The organism is uncultured Croceicoccus sp., assembly GCF_947496385.1.
Lineage (GTDB): Bacteria > Pseudomonadota > Alphaproteobacteria > Sphingomonadales > Sphingomonadaceae > Croceicoccus.
The window spans coordinates 97,122-113,910 of the sequence record NZ_CANMCP010000007.1 but is presented as its reverse complement, the minus strand read 5'-3'; the positions used below and the strand labels follow the sequence as shown (position 1 = coordinate 113,910).

The following is a 16,789-nucleotide window of genomic DNA, read 5'->3' as shown; positions in this document are numbered from 1 at the left end:
TGCACTCACAGCGCAACTCACCGCCCCAGGAGTCGTCGGTCGGCCAACCAGCCCTCGGTAAGGTCTATGGCTCTGCTCAAATGTTCTGGCTGGCCGACATAATAATGAGTGGCACCATCGATCCGGTGGTACTGCTTGTCCGCGCTGCTGGCGGCCTCAAAAACAGCCGGGCAGTGATAGCTTGGCACTGCATCGTCAGCCGTGTTTTCGATCAGCAGCAACGGAGCGGATATCTGCGCCGCGCATTTGATCCCATCGGCATTGGTGTCGTCGATAGACCATTGCGACAGCCAGCTGCGAAGGGTCGAGAAGCGTGCGAGCCCAACGGGACCGGAATTCACCGTTTCGGGATCGCCCAGATAGCACCAGCCGACCGGGCGATCATTGGGGTCGAGCGCAGGATCGAGGAACCGGGGGTCTGCAAGGGTCCTGTGCGTGACGAACCCACGCTCTTTCTCTTTTCCTCCCGCAGCGCGAAGTCGTTCGAGCGTGTCCTTCACGTTGGCCGTGATCTTGCGCACGCGCGCCAATTGCGCTGCTCGGTAGCGCTCTATGAAAGCGGTGTCGAATGGCGGGTTTACCAGGCCGCCGTAGATGTCGAGCGACGGGTCCCGCGTATCAGGATCGTCTTCATCGATGACGGAAGGGTCTATGACATCGAGCAGGAGTTGGGCGCGGGAACTGTGTGCCGCCTGGAAAACTACTCCATCAGCCGGAATCAGCCGCGCCCCTGCGAGGTCTATGGGATCCCCGGCAGGCGTCGCCGTGATCGAAGGATTTTCGGCCTGAGACTGATAGAACAACGAGAGGGAACCACCACCGCTCCATCCGACGAGCACCACATGCTTGTAGCCAAGCACTTCCTTGGCGTGCCGGATATACGCGCCCAGATCGAGCAATACCTTTTCGAGAATGCAGGCGGTATCGTTCCTTGCATAACGGCTGCCTGCACAAAGGACGTGCGCGCCGCGATGCGCAGCTTCGCGCGGAACCGGAAGCAATTGCAGGGTCGAAGCGGGATGCATGTAGACCTGCAGCGTGTTGCTCGGCTGGTTGCGTGGTCGAATCAAAATTCCTTCGACGTTCACCGCGCCTTGGTTTCCAGCAAAGCCATATGTTTCGGTGAATGCCTGGCTCTCGTCATAGGCGAGATGAAGCCATTCGAATTCCAGTTTGAAGCGCTGCGGCATTTCGGTTTATCCCCTCACACTTTGAGGCAGGGTCAGCGCGAAACTTGCCCGTTAACCTCTTAAAGTCTATGCTTTACCGAACAGCCGCGTCTGCCGATGTCCCCTGCGCGCGGGACGGAACCGGAAATGACCGCTGGATTGGAGAGAGAACATGCCTTTTTGGACCCAATTGTCCGAGACGAAGCTCATGCAATTGGAGGCGGAGTTTCCGAAACTGATCATGTCGATCGGTCAAAAGTCTTTCGGCGCCCACTTGCTTCGCCTTCTTAACGCAACTTGCGAAGCGGAACACGCATCAGTCTTCAATCTCACTAAAGACGATCTCGTAGAAATTACGGCAGTGAGTATCGACGGCTCGGACACGGCGCACCGCCAAGTGGAAATCTACCTGAAGGAAGGCCTGTGGCGCAAAGACCCTTCTCTGGACGAAGCGCGACAGCAACTTCGTCTCGAGGATGCCGCGGTTGTCCGGACTGATGTAGAGCACCTTTCAAACCAGGCTTTGCGAGATCTGGTCTATGGTGAACCACATGTGCAGGACCGACTGCTTATTTGCGCACGGAATGGTGATAACATTTTGGGATTAAGTGTCCTCAGAACATCCAAAAAAGGTCCATTCACCATTGAGGATGTGGAATCGATCCGGTCAATTTCGAACTCGATTTTTGCGGTCGTCGCGAAGCACATCAATCTGACCTGGAATGGCCCCGATGTCTCGGTCGCCCTCACCTCACTCGAGGAAATCGAAGCTTGCATCGATGAATGCGCAAGCGAACTGCCTCGGCGCGAGGCTCAGGTATCGGCTCGTATAATATTCGGCATGACCACGACGGGGATCGGCCTGGAGCTCGAGATCAGTGACGAGACAGTCATGACCTATCGCAAACGCTCGTATCAGCGATTGGAGATCGCAACGCAGCGCGAGCTCCTTCTTTGGTACCTTGAACTCTGGAGTAAGTGGCAAAACCGATCGACGCGCGAGTGTGATCTTACGCTGTCTAATTCAGGCAGGGACCCAGGCAGGAAGCTGCTCGGCGCGAACACGACCAGGGTGTCTCGCAAGACGGTAAGCTCGCAGGAAAGCGCGGCGGCCTAGAACCTTCGGCAATTCATCTTTGCTCGCGACTCCAGACTGGTCTTCGGCGAAGCTAGATAGCTCCTTTCGATCAACGCACTCGCTTGATATCGTTGATGACGTTCGTCATCGATTGGACGATGTCCATACCCATCTCTATTGCGCGCTGCTTGCCGTCTTTCCATGCTTTGAGATGCGCGATGCCCTTCTCCGAATGATGGTTCCAGTCGGGATCCGTAGGATAGGTGATTTCCAGCCTGATCCCATTCGGATCCTTGAAATAGACACTGTAGATGAGGCCATCGTGCTCGGTTGGCCCCACAACCTCCAGGCCCTTCGACGTCAGCCAATCGAACCATTCATCGACCTCCTCCCGACTCTCAGCCTGAAGCGCGATATGATCGAATATCTCGTATGCCGGGTGTGAGACGGCGGGTCGCTCTGGCAGTCCCGGGGCTTCGAAGAACGCGATTGTCGACCCGTCTTTCATGCGAAAGAAGATATGAAAGTAGGGAAATTCGTCGCCAGTCGAAGGCACTGAATTGCCAACCACCGTACTCGCGAGATCCATCCCCATGACGTTCATGTAGAAGTCAGCGGTGGCCTCGACATCGTGCGTCACCCACGCTGCGTGGTTGAGCATGAGCGGTGTAAGTTTTGTTGACTGGGTTTTGTGATCGGTCATTTCAAACATTCCCCGCATTGGATAGGGTGAGGAATTAAACTATCGGCGCCAGAACCTATGTCCCCAGCGATTGGGACAGGTAGCCACAGGCTACTCAACGTCCAGTAATATTGGCGGCAATTCGCGGCAGTTGGCCTGCTGCCAGGCCAACAAGGTGGACCGGTAACTCAACGTTTCGGCAATCTCGTCCCGGCCTTCGATCAGAGCGCGCTTGCGTCCTTCGGCGATATCGAAGGGCAGCTCGATTCTGGCGCCGTAGGTCACTGTCTGACCAACCAGATCAACCCGTACCCGCGCCCGCCCAGCATCTTCCACTGTTTCTCTAAGCGCCGAAATTTCAGGAACTGCAAGAACGATCGGTAATATGCCATTCTTGAAGCAGTTGTTGTAAAAGATTTCGGCAAAGCTTTCGGCTATGATGCAACGAATGCCAAAATCCAGCAGGGCCCATGGCGCATGCTCCCTGCTCGAGCCGCACCCGAAGTTTGCCCCTGCCACGAGAATTCCGGCACTGGCCCATGGCACACGGTTGAGAACGAAGTCGGGATTGAGTGAACCGTCGGCACGATATCGCATCCTCGCAAACAGCGCGCGGCCGAGACCCTTTCGCTCGACGGTTTTCAAAAACTCTCCGGGAAGAATCTTGTCGGTGTCGATATTGTCGATCGGTATGGGGGCCGCCAGCGCTTCAAGGCTTTCGAAACGGTTCATCGATCAAGCTTTCTGGGATCGGCGATCTTGCCCGACAACGCACTTGCCGCCGCGACCGCGGGCGAGACAAGGTGGGTACGTCCGCCGGTGCCCTGGCGGCCTTCGAAATTGCGGTTCGAGGTGGAGGCACACCGTTCGCCAGGCGCCAGTCGATCCGGATTCATGCCAAGGCACATCGAGCAGCCAGCTTCCCGCCACTCAAATCCCGCGTCACGAAATACGAGGTCGAGCCCCAGATCCTCCGCCTGCAGACGGACCTGGCCGGAACCTGGCACGATCAGGGCGCGTACGCCGCTAGCGACCTTTTTCCCACGGACGACCTCCGCTGCTGCGGCCAGGTCCTCCAACCGTCCGTTGGTACAGCTGCCGATGAAAACAACGTCTATCGGGAGGCCCTCAATTGCCTGACCGGGCGCGAGGTCCATGTACTCGAGCATCGCGCGTATCTGCGGCCTCTGCTGTTCGGAAAAGTTTTCGGGATCGGGAACCACACCATCGATAGGTACGACCGCATCAGGGCTTGTTCCCCATGTGACCATGGGCGCCACATCCTGGGCGTCGATGATGACGGTCTTGTCAAATTTCGCCGAAGCGTCGGATCTCAGCGCACGCCATCTTTTCACTGCTGCGTCGAATTCCGCACCTTGCGCAACATTCGGGCGGCCACGCAACCAATCAAAAGTCTTTCGGTCCGGCGCAACCATGCCTGCGCGAGCACCTGCTTCGATCGTGAGATTACATAGCGTCATTCGCCCGGCCATATCGAGCGCTTCGACAGCAGCTCCGGCATATTCGATGACGTATCCGGTGCCGCCTGCCGTTCCGAGTGTCCCGATTACATGTAGGGCAAGATCCTTTGCCGAGGCAGCCGCGCATAAGGCGTTGTCGATCCGAACAAGCATCGTTTTTGACGGCCTCTGACGCAGGGTTTGCGTAGCAAGTACGTGCTCAACTTCACTGGTTCCGATCCCGAATGCCAAGGCGCCAAATGCTCCATGGGTCGATGTATGGCTGTCTCCACAAACGATAGTCATGCCGGGTTGGGTCAGGCCAAGTTCCGGTCCGACGACATGCACGATGCCCTGCCGCACGCTTCGCAAGGGAATGTAGGGGACTTTGAATTGCTTGACATTGCGCTCCAGCGTTTCGACCTGGAGCCGGCTGGCCGGGTCTTCAATTGGTCCGTCACGGTTATCGGTGGGCACATTGTGGTCAGCCACTGCGATCGTCAGCTCAGGATGTGCGACGGTTCGGTCTTGCGTGCGCAGACCCTCGAATGCCTGAGGGCTCGTGACTTCGTTCACGAGGTGCCGATCGATGTGAAGGAGCCACGTCCCGTCGTCCATCTCCAGAATGGCATGAGCATCCCAGATTTTTTCGTACATCGTCCGGGACGGCATCACACCGCCTCCGTCAGTTTTGCACGCAGGGCATTGCGCACTCGCCCACCGGTTGCCGCGCCCGGTATGCGCTCGGCCTGTAATGATGCGGTCAACAGTCGATCAAGATCGATCCCGGTTTCGAACTCCATAGCCTTCAGCGTCCAGACGAGATCCTCGGTTGCAACATTGCCGGTTGCTCCCGGAGCGAATGGGCAGCCGCCGAGGCCGGCGAAGGCTGAATCGATCACCGTCACACCCTCGCCGATAGCCGCAAGTGCATTCGCCACCCCTAGTCCATAGGTATCATGACCATGGAACGCCCAGCCGCCGACTTGCGGGATTTCGGAGACTGCGCGGGCGAACAATGCAGAGACCCTGTCTGGGGTGACCCGCCCGGTCGTGTCGCAAAGGGCGATTTCGGCTGCAGGTGCAATCTCCGACAATCGCGCGAGGATTTGCAGAACCGCGTCCTGTGCTACCGGCCCGTCGAAGGGACAGTCGAAGGATGTGGCCAGATTAATCCTGACCTTCACTTCGGACGGCAATTCGCTGAACAGCAGCGCAAACTCCTCAACCGATTCTTCTGGATTACGACGCACATTGCTCTGGTTGTGCGCCGGCGATGCGGACATCACGAAGGCGATATGCCCGGCACCGGCCTGGAGCGCCCGCTCGGCTTGACGCCCGGTAGGAACCAGCATCTGGACATCAAGATCGGCGTATCTGGCGCAGTGCGCGATAATTTCGGGCGCGTCGGCCATCTGCGGAACCGCGCTGGTGCTGACAAAGGCGCCCGCCTCCATCCGCCTGATGCCTGCTGCATAGAGGCGATCGATGAATTCGAACTTTTGCTCGGTCGGAATGAAGTCCTTGATCGGTTGGAAACCGTCACGAGGTCCGACCTCGACAATCTGGATCTTACGCATTGTCACTTGAGCACTCCGCTCTGCTGCAATTGCGCGATCTTCCCGGCATCGTAGCCAAGTAGTTCGCGCACGATTCGCACGCCGTCGGCACCGGTCTCGGGGCCGGTATTGCGCACGCTGCCAGGTGCGCCGGGAAAATGCGGCACGATTCCTGGATGGAGGACATCTCCGAACCGGGGATCAGCGACCTCCTGTACCATTCCGCGCGCACGGTATTGTTCGTCGGTCGCGATATCTTTCGCAGTGTATACCTTTGACGAAGGTATGCCTGCAGCTTCCAGCCTATCGAGCAGTTGCTGCGTATCGAGCGACTGCGACCACCCGGAGATGATCCGATCGAGCTCAGCCGCGTTCGCGACCCGTTCGGCATTGCCCGCAAAGCGTTCGTCCCCGATCAAATCCCTGCGTTCCATCAGTTCTGCAAGGGCCGCGAACAACGGCTCCGAGTTCGCCGCGATCAGGACGAATTCGCCCTGCTTCGAAGGGTAGGCGTTGGAGGGTGCCGCCGTGGCGATGGCCCCGCCAGTCGGCTGCTTTACCCGCCCAAGCGCGCCAAATTCGGGCAGCATGCCTTCCATCAGGCTCAATACGCTCTCCGTCAGCGCGACATCGACGGTCTGATATCGCTCATCGCCGCCCTTGCGCTCGCGCCGCCACAGCGCTGAGACGATGCCCAGCGCTGCATAAAGCCCCGCGAGCGAGTCGCCGACGCTAATGCCAACCCGGACGGGCGGAAGATCCGATGTTCCGGGCGGGTGGTCGGTGAGATATCGCAGCCCCCCAACGGCCTCCCCGATGACGCCGAAAGCCGCTCGGTCCTTGCCGGGACCAGTCTGACCGTACCCGGAGATATGCGCGATAATGAGTTCGGGATTTCCTTCCCGCAGAACATCCGGACCCAGCCCCATCTTCGTGAGCTGGCCGGGGCGGAAATTCTCGACCACAACATCGCATTCTCTCGCCAGATCGATTGCGATGCTCCGGCCTTCCTCGGTCTTCAGATCGAGGGCGATGCTTTTCTTGTTGCGACCGTGGACCGACCACCAGAGGGACTTTCCGTCTACCTGAGCACCCCACTGCCGGACCGGATCGCCACGCAGAGGTTCTATCTTGATCACCTCCGCCCCGAGATCTGCCAGCAAGCGGGTACAGAAGGGTGCTGCCACGAAATGGCCGATCTCAAGCACTCTGATACCGTCGAGAACGCCGGGTATGTTACCGTTCTCGCTCACGAGGCAGCGTCCTGCGCTTCCTTCGTAAGGCGGTCGTATCGCTCTACACGCGCGGGATCGACCGTCAGCGGGCGTTCATAGGAAGGGTCGCTTTGGTCGCGGCTGGATTGCTGTCCCGTTTCGGCCACGGCGAACTCATGCGGCGCGATACAGTCGAAGTTGGGGGCTCCTTCCGGCGTCTTGCTGCCCTCGATCGTGTTAATCGAGGGAGCGATCCAGTCGACGATATATTTGCGATGGGCGATTGCCCACTTGCCGTCGCGCTTCTCCATCCGGTCGATATAGCGACCGCCGATCGCACTGAACGGGGCGCCGGTCGTGTTCATTGCCGAGTAGGAGAGATAGGTCTCGCAATGAGCGACCTCTCCGTCGATCTCGACATGATGATTCCCGATCATGTGCTGGGTTGCGCTCTGATATTGGCCGTGCAGGTTCTTGACCCAGTCGCAGAACGCGTCAGGCGGCCCAACAAAACTGCCGTGATCGTCCAGCGCATCGGCATGATAGGCCGACATGACCATTTCCCTGTCGAGACGGTCGCAACCCCGGCAATAGCGCACAACGACGTCGTAGATTTCCTGACGATCCATGAGATAGGTCAGCTTCGTTTCCATCTCTTCTCTGGTCATGCTCATATACCGCTCTCCATGTTCCAGCCGGCCGCGTTTCTGATCCGATCAAGCAACCGGTGCAGCTTCACGGCATCGGCAAAATCCGGCACGCTGTCGGCACCGGTCCTCAGATCTTCGAAAACTGCGTGATAGGCGTGCGCCACGCTATCGGCGTGACTGTTCTCCGCAGTGGTGCAACGGCGATAGGATGGAGGAACCTCAAGCTTTCGCAGCTCTCCCTCGCCTTGCCGCCCGCTAATTTTCAGATGTCCGTATTGCAGATGACCGCTGCCGGATTCGATCAGGAGCGTTCCAGCTTCGCCCGAAATTTCCCATCGCAGATTGCCTGCCGGAGACTCTGGGCCGGTGTAATGCAGCGAAGCGACCGCGCCCGATTCAAGGGTGCCCGATACGACTACCTCATCGGGTCCATTGGCTGCGATTGTCTTCCCGGTGTCGGTGAGCTTTACCTGAGGAAATTGCACCGCCATGGTCGCGTTGAGTGCCGCGAAATCACCCAGAACCCAAGTGAAACCGTCCACCATGTGACCGAAAGGGATGGTGAAGAGAGTAGCCCCCAGACCGTCGTCAAGCGTGTAGGCCATCGGAGAAATCGCGTGACCGCCCCACGGAAATCCGCCGGAGCCCGTCACTCGGGTCGAAATGATCCTGCCGACATATCCCTCCTTCACGAGATCGCGGATGTAGCGCAATGCCGGAGAGCTGCGTGCCTGCAAGCCGACGAAGTGGCGCACGCCTGACTGGCGCGCAGCGTCCAGCATCACTTCCGCTTGAGCCGTGTCGCGGCCCAGCGGCCATTCGCAGTAGACATCCTTTCGGCTATCAAGTGCCTTCTGCACCAGATCACGGTGCTCCGGCACCTTCACGGCCACGACCACCAGCTCGACATCGGAGCTTGAGGCCAAGACCAGCGCATCGCCAGTCGCCGTCGAGACTGCGTGCGCCTTTGCGGCAGCTTCAGCGGATTTGTCCGAACTCGCCGAGAGAGCAACAACGTCGAATTTGTCGGGCATCGAGCGCAGTGCCGGAAGATGAGCTAGGCTCGCCCACCCTCCGTTCGCGCTCAATCCGATAATGCCGACGCCGCAGCTATGCGGCGCAGCACCTTCGGCGGCGGCTGGCTCCGCGTCAGCCATTCAACCCGCCTGCTTCGCACCGGGCGTGAACTGCACGTGTAAGCTTTCGAGAGCATGGACCTGGAAATTCGCCATCCACTGCGGCGCAGGGTGCTTTTCGGACAGTCTCAGATCCTTCAGGCGCTCGAGTAGGCGCCGAATGGCAACCCGCATTTCCATGCGCGCAAGCTGGTTGCCGACGCAAAAATGGATACCGCGGCCGAAAGCGAGGTGGTTGCGGACCCCCTTGCGGTCTATGTCGATGGTTTCCGGACACTGCCATTTGGCTTTGTCGTAATTGCCGGCGAGATAGCTCACCGCGATAATGGTATTCTTGGGGACCTTGACGCCGCCAATTTCGGTATCCTGTGTCGTGTAGCGGTACTGCTGAGGCACAGGGGCATGGGCACGCAGCATCTCTTCAATGACGGCCGGGATGGCCTTCTCGTCCGCCATCACCCGTTCTTGCAGTACAGGATCCTTCAGGATCATCCACATGGCACTTGTAATACCGGTGGTGGTCGTTTCGTTGCCAGCTACGAGGATCAACTGCGCAACCATCAGCAGCTGCCCCATGGTCAGGCGCTTGCCGTCGACATCGGCCCGAACCAAGCGCGAAATCAGATTGTCGCTGGGATTCGCCTCGTAGTATCGTGCCCGCTCGGCGAGGTAAATTTGCATGTCGATCATGCGATCGGTCAGCATGAGCTCGCGATCGGGCGGACAGTTCGGGTCGTTGCGATCGACCCAGGCGTTGGACCATAACTTGAACTGCTCGTAATCCTTGCGATCGACTCCCAGCTGATCCGAGATGATATACATGGGCAGGTGGACAGCAAAACCGGCGCTGAGATCAGTTTCGCCATCCTCGATAAAGCCATCGATCAACTGATCTACGATGTCGAGGGCGTAGGGCTCAAGCTGCTTGGTATAACTTGGCGTAAAAACCTTATCGACAAGCGCACGATGCAAGGTGTGTTCGGGCGGATCGGCGAATGCCAGAACATGCTCTTCGGGCCATCCCCGCTCCTTGTATCGGCGGGCCACCTCTTCGGAAACTGAGGTTTTCCGGTTGATCATGATTGGCGTGCGGCTGGAAAAAATATCCGGATTGCTGTTCACGAAATTGATGTCTTCGTAGCGGCTGACCCAGACCATGCCGGTGCCTTCGTCACGATAGACCGGAGCCTCCTCGAGTAAGCGGTTGAGGTGCGGAATTGGGCAGCGCTGCACCTCCGGGGACGCCCAGGTCCCGAGATCCTTTGTTAAAGATGTCATAGTCCGCTCCTCTAGCTTGGCCGCCGAACTACCTCAAACCATCGCTGGTCATGGCTGGGCAGGTCGTGCTTTGAGGCAAGAGCTACCAGAGCATCCCGACGAGTTCAGTCACCGAAGGGCGGGACAAGAGCGAATTGTCTTTTAAACCGGCGGAGACCGATAGATGTCGAGAATAATGGTGTCGATTTCGCGATCGGAACAAGTCTTCGCTAGGTTCAACATGGACCTTGCATCATCGCCGATGGCGTAGCGTGTCGAAGGTGGATTGTCTTGCAACGCCTGCAGGACGCCGGCAGCAGCTGCCTGGGGCGACGAGTACGTGCCGTTGGCTAGCGCTTCATCGGCTCGATACTTCATCTGGCGATAGAGGTCTCCGTAACGGTCTTCCTGCTCGGGTGACAGGTTAGCGATGGTGTGACCAAGATCCTCCTGAGTCCTATGCATCATCTGTGTATCGAGTGCACCCGGCTGGATCAGCACTATCTCGACGTCCCACCCCTTTGCTTCCTGTCGCAGGACATCCGTAAGCCCTTCAAGAGCAAATTTCGACGCGACGTAGGAGGCCATGACAGGGGTCGCCACCTTACCGGAGTAAGAACCGGTCAGCACGAACCTTCCCCCGGTTTTGCGAAGATGCGGAATGGTCGCCTGATAGATGGCAAGTGCGGAGGTGCAGTTGATCTCGATTGTGCGTCGAAATTCTTCGATGGCGACCATTTCTGCCGGAGCACACGGCGCAATCGCAGAGCAGACGACAACGGCATCAATCCGTTCCAACTGATCCGAAAGGCCCGCGATCCTCTTCCTCACCGCGACAGCATCGGAAAGATCGACAGCCTCAACTGCCTTGCAAGAGGGATAATCCGCAAGGAAGGGATCGATAGCGGCCTGGCGCGACACGGTTGCTGCGAGCGCATAGTCGGCATCAAGCAGCGCCTGCGCGACTGCCCTTCCCATTCCGCCATTCGCCCCTACCAGCAAGGCTGCAGGCTTGGCATTCACAGACCTTCCCTGACCAGGGCAAGCGTTTCATGATCCTCGACTGCTGTTGAGACACGCAGCAAGGCGACGGCTAGCGTGTCCCAGCCATAGCTGAGCGGTGGACAGGTTAGCCAACCGATATAGAGTGTCCACAGCGCGGCACGGCGATGCTCGCGCCACAGCATGTCCATATCGGGCGGACTGGCGACGCCATTGGCGACAAGGCAATCACGATAGTGCTCCATCAAGTCCCGCTCGTGCATGCGACGCTGTGAAACGGAGAGAGCCGTGTTGATGATATATGTCACATCGTGGAGGGCGAACCCCTTCACGCACAATTGCCAGTCATGCAGTCCCACGGTTCCATCAGGCATCAGATAGGTATTCCCGACATGCAAATCGCCATGCAGCAAGGTTTGGGGCAGCCTGGATTGATGCAGCTTGCTTGCGCACATGCCCGCGAAGAGTTCGCGTTCGCTGGTGCCCAGCCGCTCAAGAATTTCCCGCTTGAACTTGTGCTGCCCCAGTTCGCTTGCGATGCCCTTTTCCGGGATCACGCTGCGCATATGAGTTTCGACGCGTCCGGACAGGTGCGTCTCGACCCAGGATAGATCATCCTGGAAGCGTTCACTTTCCCAGAATTGCGCATGAAGCCGTGCTACAGTCGAGATGATCCGCTTGACGTGGTCGAGCTCGATGTCGTCCTGATTGCTCGGGAACCGCGCACCCCTTTTGGTGATGTCCTCCATCGCGGGGATGTATCGTCCGCTGGCCTCGTCGAAGTACCCTCCAAGCGAGAGCGGCGCTTCCAGAGCGAGTTCGGGACGAATGCGATTGTAGAAATCGACCTCGTTGGCGAACAACCCGGTCAGATTGCAAAACCACGCATCCGTTCCCTCGACGCGCGGATCGAAGGACAGCTTCAGGACTATGTCCTGCGGTAGCTCGCACGCGAAGTCGGAATAGGTCAATCGGGCGGTGGCGCGGGACGAGGTGGATACATCGCCCTCCCCGTACTCGTGTGCCCGGACGATTTCGACAGCAGTGACCAGCGCTTCGGGGTAACGCCGGCGCACGATCCCGGTCATGAGTTCTGGTGTGATATCGAAAGGAGAAAGAGGGATCTCCATCGTTATTCGAAAAGGTCTGCAAGCAGGTCGAGGCTTGTCGCCAACAGGTGGTAGCGGGTCTTTTCGAAATCCTTCGCTTCGGCAGGCTCAAGCGGGGTGTCATAGGTCAGCGTCCGGACGACCAGAGTGGTATCGTCAGCCGTCACCGGGTGCAGCTTCATCGCTCCCCTGACATTGTAAACCGGCAATGGCAGCTCGCCGATAACATCGTACTCTTGGAAGAATCCGCGATCGTCCTGTGTCGTGAGGATTTCGTCGAAGAACGAACCGTCGCCATAGGTGACTCGGCGCTGGGTACCGATGGTCAGACCGGTGCCGCCCGTAACGGTTATTTCGGGATGGTGTTCGATCCAGCGAGAATGGGATTCGAAATCACGAATAGCACCCCAAACTTTCGACACTGGTGCCTTGATCACCCTGCTTGCGGTCACTTTCGGCATTGGTTGAGGTCCTTAATCCGTACAATTTCAGGAGGCGGTCATCCCGCCGTCTACGACAAGCGAAGAGCCTGTGATGAACGAGGCCTCGTCGCTTGCGAGAAACGATACGACGGCAGCAATTTCTTCGGGTCTGGCAAAGCGTTTCAAGGCGTGCTTGTCGGCCCATGCCTTGTACGTTCCTTCGTCCATGAACGATTCCGCCAAGGGCGTAAGCACCCCGCCGGGACAGATTGCATTGACCCTAATCCCATGCGCTCCGTATTCCAGCGCCGCCCCACGTGTCATACCGATCAAACCCGCTTTGGCCGCGGAATAGACCGACAGGTTCTCGAAGCCGATGAGCGCGCCGACCGAAGACATGTTGATGATCGATCCCGAACTCTCCGCAACCATGGATGGCAGGACCGCCTTCATCGTCGACCAGCAGGAACGCAGGTTGACGTCCATGACACGCTGGTAATTCTCCTGATCGCCATCGGCGAGCAAAGCGAGTTGGCCGTCGATGCCCGCGTTATTGATTAGGACATCGATCCGGTTCCAGCGATCGAGCGCCGAGCGGACGAAGCGTTCTACCTGTGCGTCATCGGCGACGTCTGCGATTTCGGCGAATGCACAGTCGCCAAGTTCGTCTGAAAGGTCGTGAACCTTTTCGGAAATATCGACGCAGACAATGCTTGCGCCTTCATCGGCCAACCGCTTGGCAGTGGCTTCCCCGATGCCGCTCGCAGCGCCCGTGATGATCGCCACCCGGCCTTCAAGGCGTTTATCGGCTGGCATCATCCGGTGGTCCAGCCTCCGTCCACCGCATATGCGCTGCCGGTGACGAAGCTGGCGTCGTCGGATAGAAGGAACGCGATGACCGAAGCCACTTCTCCCGGCTCTCCGGGCCGTGGGACCGGCAATGTCTGCGCAAACTGGAGGATCGGCGCGAAAGCGTCATCATCACCGTCCGGCCGCACCATGGGCGTGTCGATCAAACCAGGGTGAACGGAGTTTACCCGGATCCGATCTGCAGCAAGGTCCAGAGCTGCAACCTTTGTCATCCCGGTTACAGCGAATTTGCTACCGACGTAGCCAATCGCACCCTGAACGGCCTTCAGTCCGGCAACCGATGACACATTTACGATCGAACCCCCACCCGCCTTGCGCATGGAAGGAACAACCGCCTTCATACCCAGAAAGCAAGCCAGCTGATTGACTTCGAATATCCGGCGGAATGACTGCTCGTCGACCTGGTCGAGTGGAGCCGGTACGGCTGCTGTCCCAGCGCAGTTTACTAATCCGGTGACTGGACCTGCAATGTTTTCGAATTTGGTGACGATGTCCCGCCACTCGCCTTCCTTTGTGACATCATGTCGGAAGAACGATGCCCCTTTGCCGAGCTGCACCGCGAGTTCGCTACCCTGATCTTCGGAAAGATCGGTGATCGCAACCGTAGCGCCAGCCTTGATCGCCGCGCGAGCGGTCGCGGCACCAATTCCGCTCGCTCCGCCGGTGACAATGACATTCTGGCCTGTAAGGTTCTGCATATCCTCATCTTTTCCGCTGACAGGTGTCCGACCTCCAGCGGGGTACGAACCTCGCACCCCGCTAAACCCCTCTCGTCAACTCAGTATCGGAAACTGAAAGATGCACCGAAGGTCCGGGGCTCACCGGTAAATCGAACAACACCGTCACCTGCGGATGCGACCGAGTTCCAGTAATACTCGTCGGTCAGGTTGCGGCCATAGATGCTGAGCCTCCAGCCTTTGTCGGAGATCAGGCCAACGCGCGCATCGAGGAGCGTGTAGGATGGCATCGCAAAACTTGCCGGCTCGCCGAGATCAGCGAAGGTGTCATCACGATATGTGACGCTGCCGCCAATGAATGGCCGGACACTACCGCCGGTCTGGAACTCGTACTCGGCATCGAGATTGGCCGACCACGGCGGAGCGTAGCTGAATTCCTTGCCAGAATAATCGAGTGGTTGGCCGGCGAAATCGAAACCGACGAAATCCTTGACCTCAGTCTTGATGTAGGTCGCCCCGCCCGTGATCCGGAGTCCGTCAATCGGCTCTGCAGTAATGTCGAATTCAATGCCATCCACCGTCGACTCAGGAATATTGACAAGCGTGGCGGTAACTAGCGCACCCTGAAGGACTGGGAGGAACCCGAAGAACTGTTTGTCCTTATAGTCGTAATGGAACGCCGCTGCATTGAGCTGAACCCTGCCGTCGGCCAAAGTGAGCTTTGCGCCAGCTTCAAACGACGTCAGCTCTTCCTGTGTGACAGGCTGAATGACCGAATTGAAGAGGTTGACGATAACCGGAAAAGTACCGGCCTTGTAGCCGCGGCTGACAGACCCGTAGAGAAGCACCTGGTCCGAGGGCTCGTAGCTTACGACCCCGCGCCATGCGACGTTATCTTCCTTCTGGGTTTGATCTGCGAAGACTGGAAGGAACGAGAAATTGGGGGGCCCGTCATCAATGGTGATACACCCGCCCGATACGTAGGCTGCCGCCAAAGCCGGATCGATGCCCGAAACGATCGCCTGGCTAACTGCCCGAATGCCCGGCGTGCCCCCGCCATCGAACGTACATCCGAAGATCGATTGTTCGGTGTCGGTGTAGCGCGCACCCGCACTCAGCGTGAGACCATCGACAATCTCGAAATCGACATTACCAAAGACGGCGAGAGCTTTCTGCGTAAGGTCATACCGCCATTCGGCCGGCGAGTTGGGCGGAAAGCCTGTATATCCGATATACTCGTTCGCTACGCCTTCCGTGATGTCATCGTCGGCATAGCTGCCACCGATGACGAAGTTGACCCGACCATCAGCCAATTCGCCGGCTAGCCGAACTTCCTGGTTGATCGATTCGATATCGGCCTTTGAAAGGGCCGGCTGCATTGGAACTGCCGTGCCGTCCTGATCGTGAGGAGAGCGAAAACGCGTGTCGATATAGTTCGTTATCGACGTGAAAGTCAGGTTATCGGTAATTTCATAGTCGGCCCGCAAGATCGCCTGAACGGTATTGCTATCCGCACGCGTATCGTACCCCAAGTCGAAATCAGCGTCGCGCGCGTCGTCGGGCTCGTTTCCGACATAAGTGAGGAACGGACCTGCGGCAGGAGCTCCCGGGTTGACCGGCGTGAACAGGATTGCCTGCGCCTGCTGCTGCTCGCTCTTATCGTAAGAAGCATTGACGTTCAGCGCGACCGTCAGGCGATCTGTCGGAGTCCAGTCGAGGAGCAGCCTGCCTGCGAGTTTGTTCTGATCGCCATTTTTCTGGTCGTTGAGAAAATACCCGCGCTGCCAGCCACCAAATTGTGAGGTTTGTGCAGCCACACGCGCACGTAGCGTGTCGCTCAGCGGTCCGCTGACATATGCCTCGGCGTTTGTTTCACCCCAATGGTTCACATCGACCCGGAAACCCGCCTCGAGGGAATAAGTAGGTTTCGCCGCGATCACGTTGATCGATCCCCCGGTCGCGTTCTGTCCAAACAGCGTTCCCTGCGGCCCCTTGAGCACTTCAACACGCTCGACATCGAGGAACAGCGCCTGACCCATGATCGGATAGGGAATCGAGGCTTCGTCAATGTAAGAACTGACGGTCGGAGGCGCCGATGCCTGGAACGAGTTGAAGTTGACGCCGCGAAGCGAAAAGACCGGTGGTCCGAAGACCGAGGTGGATGCGGTAAACCCGGGAACGACAGCCCCCAGGTCGGTTGCATCGATCACACCGGAAGCCTGAAGGGTTTCTGCGGTAGCAGCAACGACCGAGACCGGCACGTCACTCAATCTTTCTTCGCGCTTTTGAGCCGTTACAATAATTTCGGTAACGGCCTGTCCGTCGGCAGCAGGTTGCTCGTCAGATACATCTTGCCCAAAAGCAGCGACGGGAAAGGAAGCCAAAACCCCAGCGAGAACGCTCCAAGCCACTGAACAACGATAATTCTGCCGCATAAATCCTCCCAGACACATCCCGCTTTGGGGATTAGTTGATTTTTGCGATAGGGCGTGGCGGTTTGACCG

16 protein-coding genes are annotated in these 16,789 nt (G+C 58.2%); 1 reads left to right on the top strand and 15 read right to left on the bottom strand.

Annotation, left to right across the window (positions count from 1 at the left end):
* Window positions 1-17 precede the first annotated feature (17 nt).
* Window positions 18-1,190 carry an alpha/beta hydrolase gene (locus Q0897_RS12135; RefSeq protein WP_299309709.1) on the bottom strand — a complete coding sequence of 391 codons (1,173 nt, stop codon included), beginning with the start codon at window positions 1,188-1,190 and terminating at the stop codon, window positions 18-20.
* A 151-nt stretch (window positions 1,191-1,341) separates the two neighbouring features.
* Between Q0897_RS12135 and Q0897_RS12130 the strand changes: the two genes are divergently transcribed.
* A complete protein-coding gene (locus Q0897_RS12130; protein ID WP_299309708.1) occupies window positions 1,342-2,286 on the top strand; it encodes a LuxR C-terminal-related transcriptional regulator in 945 nt (314 codons plus the stop codon).
* Between the two features lie 70 nt (window positions 2,287-2,356).
* On the opposite strand, the gene Q0897_RS12125 is transcribed toward Q0897_RS12130, so the two are convergent.
* The 14 genes from Q0897_RS12125 to Q0897_RS12060 form a co-directional block, all read right to left on the bottom strand.
* On the bottom strand, window positions 2,357-2,950 hold the full coding sequence (locus Q0897_RS12125; RefSeq protein ID WP_299309707.1) for a VOC family protein: 594 nt from the start codon (window positions 2,948-2,950) through the stop codon (window positions 2,357-2,359).
* A gap of 90 nt (window positions 2,951-3,040) precedes the next feature.
* Window positions 3,041-3,661: a 3-isopropylmalate dehydratase small subunit gene (leuD, locus tag Q0897_RS12120; protein WP_299309706.1), complete on the bottom strand. Its 621-nt coding sequence runs from the start codon at window positions 3,659-3,661 to the stop codon at window positions 3,041-3,043.
* Window positions 3,658-5,061, bottom strand: a complete 1,404-nt coding sequence (gene leuC, locus Q0897_RS12115) for a 3-isopropylmalate dehydratase large subunit (RefSeq protein ID WP_299309705.1) — start codon at window positions 5,059-5,061, stop codon at window positions 3,658-3,660. The genes leuD and leuC overlap by 4 nt, the downstream gene beginning before the upstream one ends.
* Complete coding sequence (locus tag Q0897_RS12110) at window positions 5,061-5,969, bottom strand: hydroxymethylglutaryl-CoA lyase (RefSeq protein ID WP_299309704.1); 909 nt, start codon at window positions 5,967-5,969, stop codon at window positions 5,061-5,063. Before Q0897_RS12110 ends, leuC begins: the two co-directional genes overlap by 1 nt.
* Before the next feature lie 2 nt (window positions 5,970-5,971).
* Window positions 5,972-7,201, bottom strand: coding sequence for a CoA transferase (locus tag Q0897_RS12105; protein WP_299309703.1), 1,230 nt, complete (start codon window positions 7,199-7,201; stop codon window positions 5,972-5,974).
* Complete coding sequence (locus tag Q0897_RS12100) at window positions 7,198-7,836, bottom strand: nuclear transport factor 2 family protein (RefSeq protein ID WP_299309702.1); 639 nt, start codon at window positions 7,834-7,836, stop codon at window positions 7,198-7,200. Before Q0897_RS12100 ends, Q0897_RS12105 begins: the two co-directional genes overlap by 4 nt.
* On the bottom strand, window positions 7,833-8,969 hold the full coding sequence (locus tag Q0897_RS12095) for a Gfo/Idh/MocA family oxidoreductase (protein ID WP_299309701.1): 1,137 nt from the start codon (window positions 8,967-8,969) through the stop codon (window positions 7,833-7,835). The genes Q0897_RS12100 and Q0897_RS12095 overlap by 4 nt, the downstream gene beginning before the upstream one ends.
* On the bottom strand, window positions 8,970-10,226 hold the full coding sequence (locus Q0897_RS12090; protein WP_299309700.1) for a cytochrome P450: 1,257 nt from the start codon (window positions 10,224-10,226) through the stop codon (window positions 8,970-8,972). It abuts the gene before it with no gap.
* A gap of 141 nt (window positions 10,227-10,367) precedes the next feature.
* Window positions 10,368-11,228 carry an SDR family NAD(P)-dependent oxidoreductase gene (locus Q0897_RS12085; RefSeq protein WP_299309699.1) on the bottom strand — a complete coding sequence of 287 codons (861 nt, stop codon included), beginning with the start codon at window positions 11,226-11,228 and terminating at the stop codon, window positions 10,368-10,370.
* On the bottom strand, window positions 11,225-12,295 hold the full coding sequence (locus tag Q0897_RS12080; protein ID WP_299309698.1) for a phosphotransferase: 1,071 nt from the start codon (window positions 12,293-12,295) through the stop codon (window positions 11,225-11,227). Before Q0897_RS12080 ends, Q0897_RS12085 begins: the two co-directional genes overlap by 4 nt.
* A 44-nt stretch (window positions 12,296-12,339) precedes the next feature.
* The gene (locus tag Q0897_RS12075) at window positions 12,340-12,777 is read right to left on the bottom strand and encodes an SRPBCC family protein (protein ID WP_299309697.1); all 438 of its coding nucleotides are present in this window, start codon (window positions 12,775-12,777) and stop codon (window positions 12,340-12,342) included.
* Window positions 12,778-12,804: 27 nt separating this feature from the next.
* A complete protein-coding gene (locus Q0897_RS12070; RefSeq protein ID WP_299309696.1) occupies window positions 12,805-13,557 on the bottom strand; it encodes an SDR family oxidoreductase in 753 nt (250 codons plus the stop codon).
* Complete coding sequence (locus Q0897_RS12065) at window positions 13,554-14,306, bottom strand: glucose 1-dehydrogenase (RefSeq protein WP_299309695.1); 753 nt, start codon at window positions 14,304-14,306, stop codon at window positions 13,554-13,556. Before Q0897_RS12065 ends, Q0897_RS12070 begins: the two co-directional genes overlap by 4 nt.
* Window positions 14,307-14,386: 80 nt before the next feature.
* Window positions 14,387-16,720 carry a TonB-dependent receptor gene (locus tag Q0897_RS12060; RefSeq protein ID WP_299309694.1) on the bottom strand — a complete coding sequence of 778 codons (2,334 nt, stop codon included), beginning with the start codon at window positions 16,718-16,720 and terminating at the stop codon, window positions 14,387-14,389.
* Window positions 16,721-16,789: the final 69 nt, after the last annotated feature.

Bases quoted from the DNA above. Each gene is read 5' to 3' on its own strand.
- Q0897_RS12135 (WP_299309709.1), bottom strand. From the start codon at position 1,190: ATGCCGCAGCGCTTCAAACTGGAATTCGAATGGCTTCATCTCGCCTAT.
- Q0897_RS12130 (WP_299309708.1), top strand. From the start codon at position 1,342: ATGCCTTTTTGGACCCAATTGTCCGAGACGAAGCTCATGCAATTGGAG.
- Q0897_RS12125 (WP_299309707.1), bottom strand. From the start codon at position 2,950: ATGACCGATCACAAAACCCAGTCAACAAAACTTACACCGCTCATGCTC.
- leuD (WP_299309706.1), bottom strand. From the start codon at position 3,661: ATGAACCGTTTCGAAAGCCTTGAAGCGCTGGCGGCCCCCATACCGATC.
- leuC (WP_299309705.1), bottom strand. From the start codon at position 5,061: ATGCCGTCCCGGACGATGTACGAAAAAATCTGGGATGCTCATGCCATT.
- Q0897_RS12110 (WP_299309704.1), bottom strand. From the start codon at position 5,969: ATGCGTAAGATCCAGATTGTCGAGGTCGGACCTCGTGACGGTTTCCAA.
- Q0897_RS12100 (WP_299309702.1), bottom strand. From the start codon at position 7,836: ATGAGCATGACCAGAGAAGAGATGGAAACGAAGCTGACCTATCTCATG.
- Q0897_RS12095 (WP_299309701.1), bottom strand. From the start codon at position 8,969: ATGGCTGACGCGGAGCCAGCCGCCGCCGAAGGTGCTGCGCCGCATAGC.
- Q0897_RS12090 (WP_299309700.1), bottom strand. From the start codon at position 10,226: ATGACATCTTTAACAAAGGATCTCGGGACCTGGGCGTCCCCGGAGGTG.
- Q0897_RS12080 (WP_299309698.1), bottom strand. From the start codon at position 12,295: ATGACCGGGATCGTGCGCCGGCGTTACCCCGAAGCGCTGGTCACTGCT.
- Q0897_RS12075 (WP_299309697.1), bottom strand. From the start codon at position 12,777: ATGCCGAAAGTGACCGCAAGCAGGGTGATCAAGGCACCAGTGTCGAAA.
- Q0897_RS12070 (WP_299309696.1), bottom strand. From the start codon at position 13,557: ATGATGCCAGCCGATAAACGCCTTGAAGGCCGGGTGGCGATCATCACG.
- Q0897_RS12065 (WP_299309695.1), bottom strand. From the start codon at position 14,306: ATGCAGAACCTTACAGGCCAGAATGTCATTGTCACCGGCGGAGCGAGC.
- Q0897_RS12060 (WP_299309694.1), bottom strand. From the start codon at position 16,720: ATGCGGCAGAATTATCGTTGTTCAGTGGCTTGGAGCGTTCTCGCTGGG.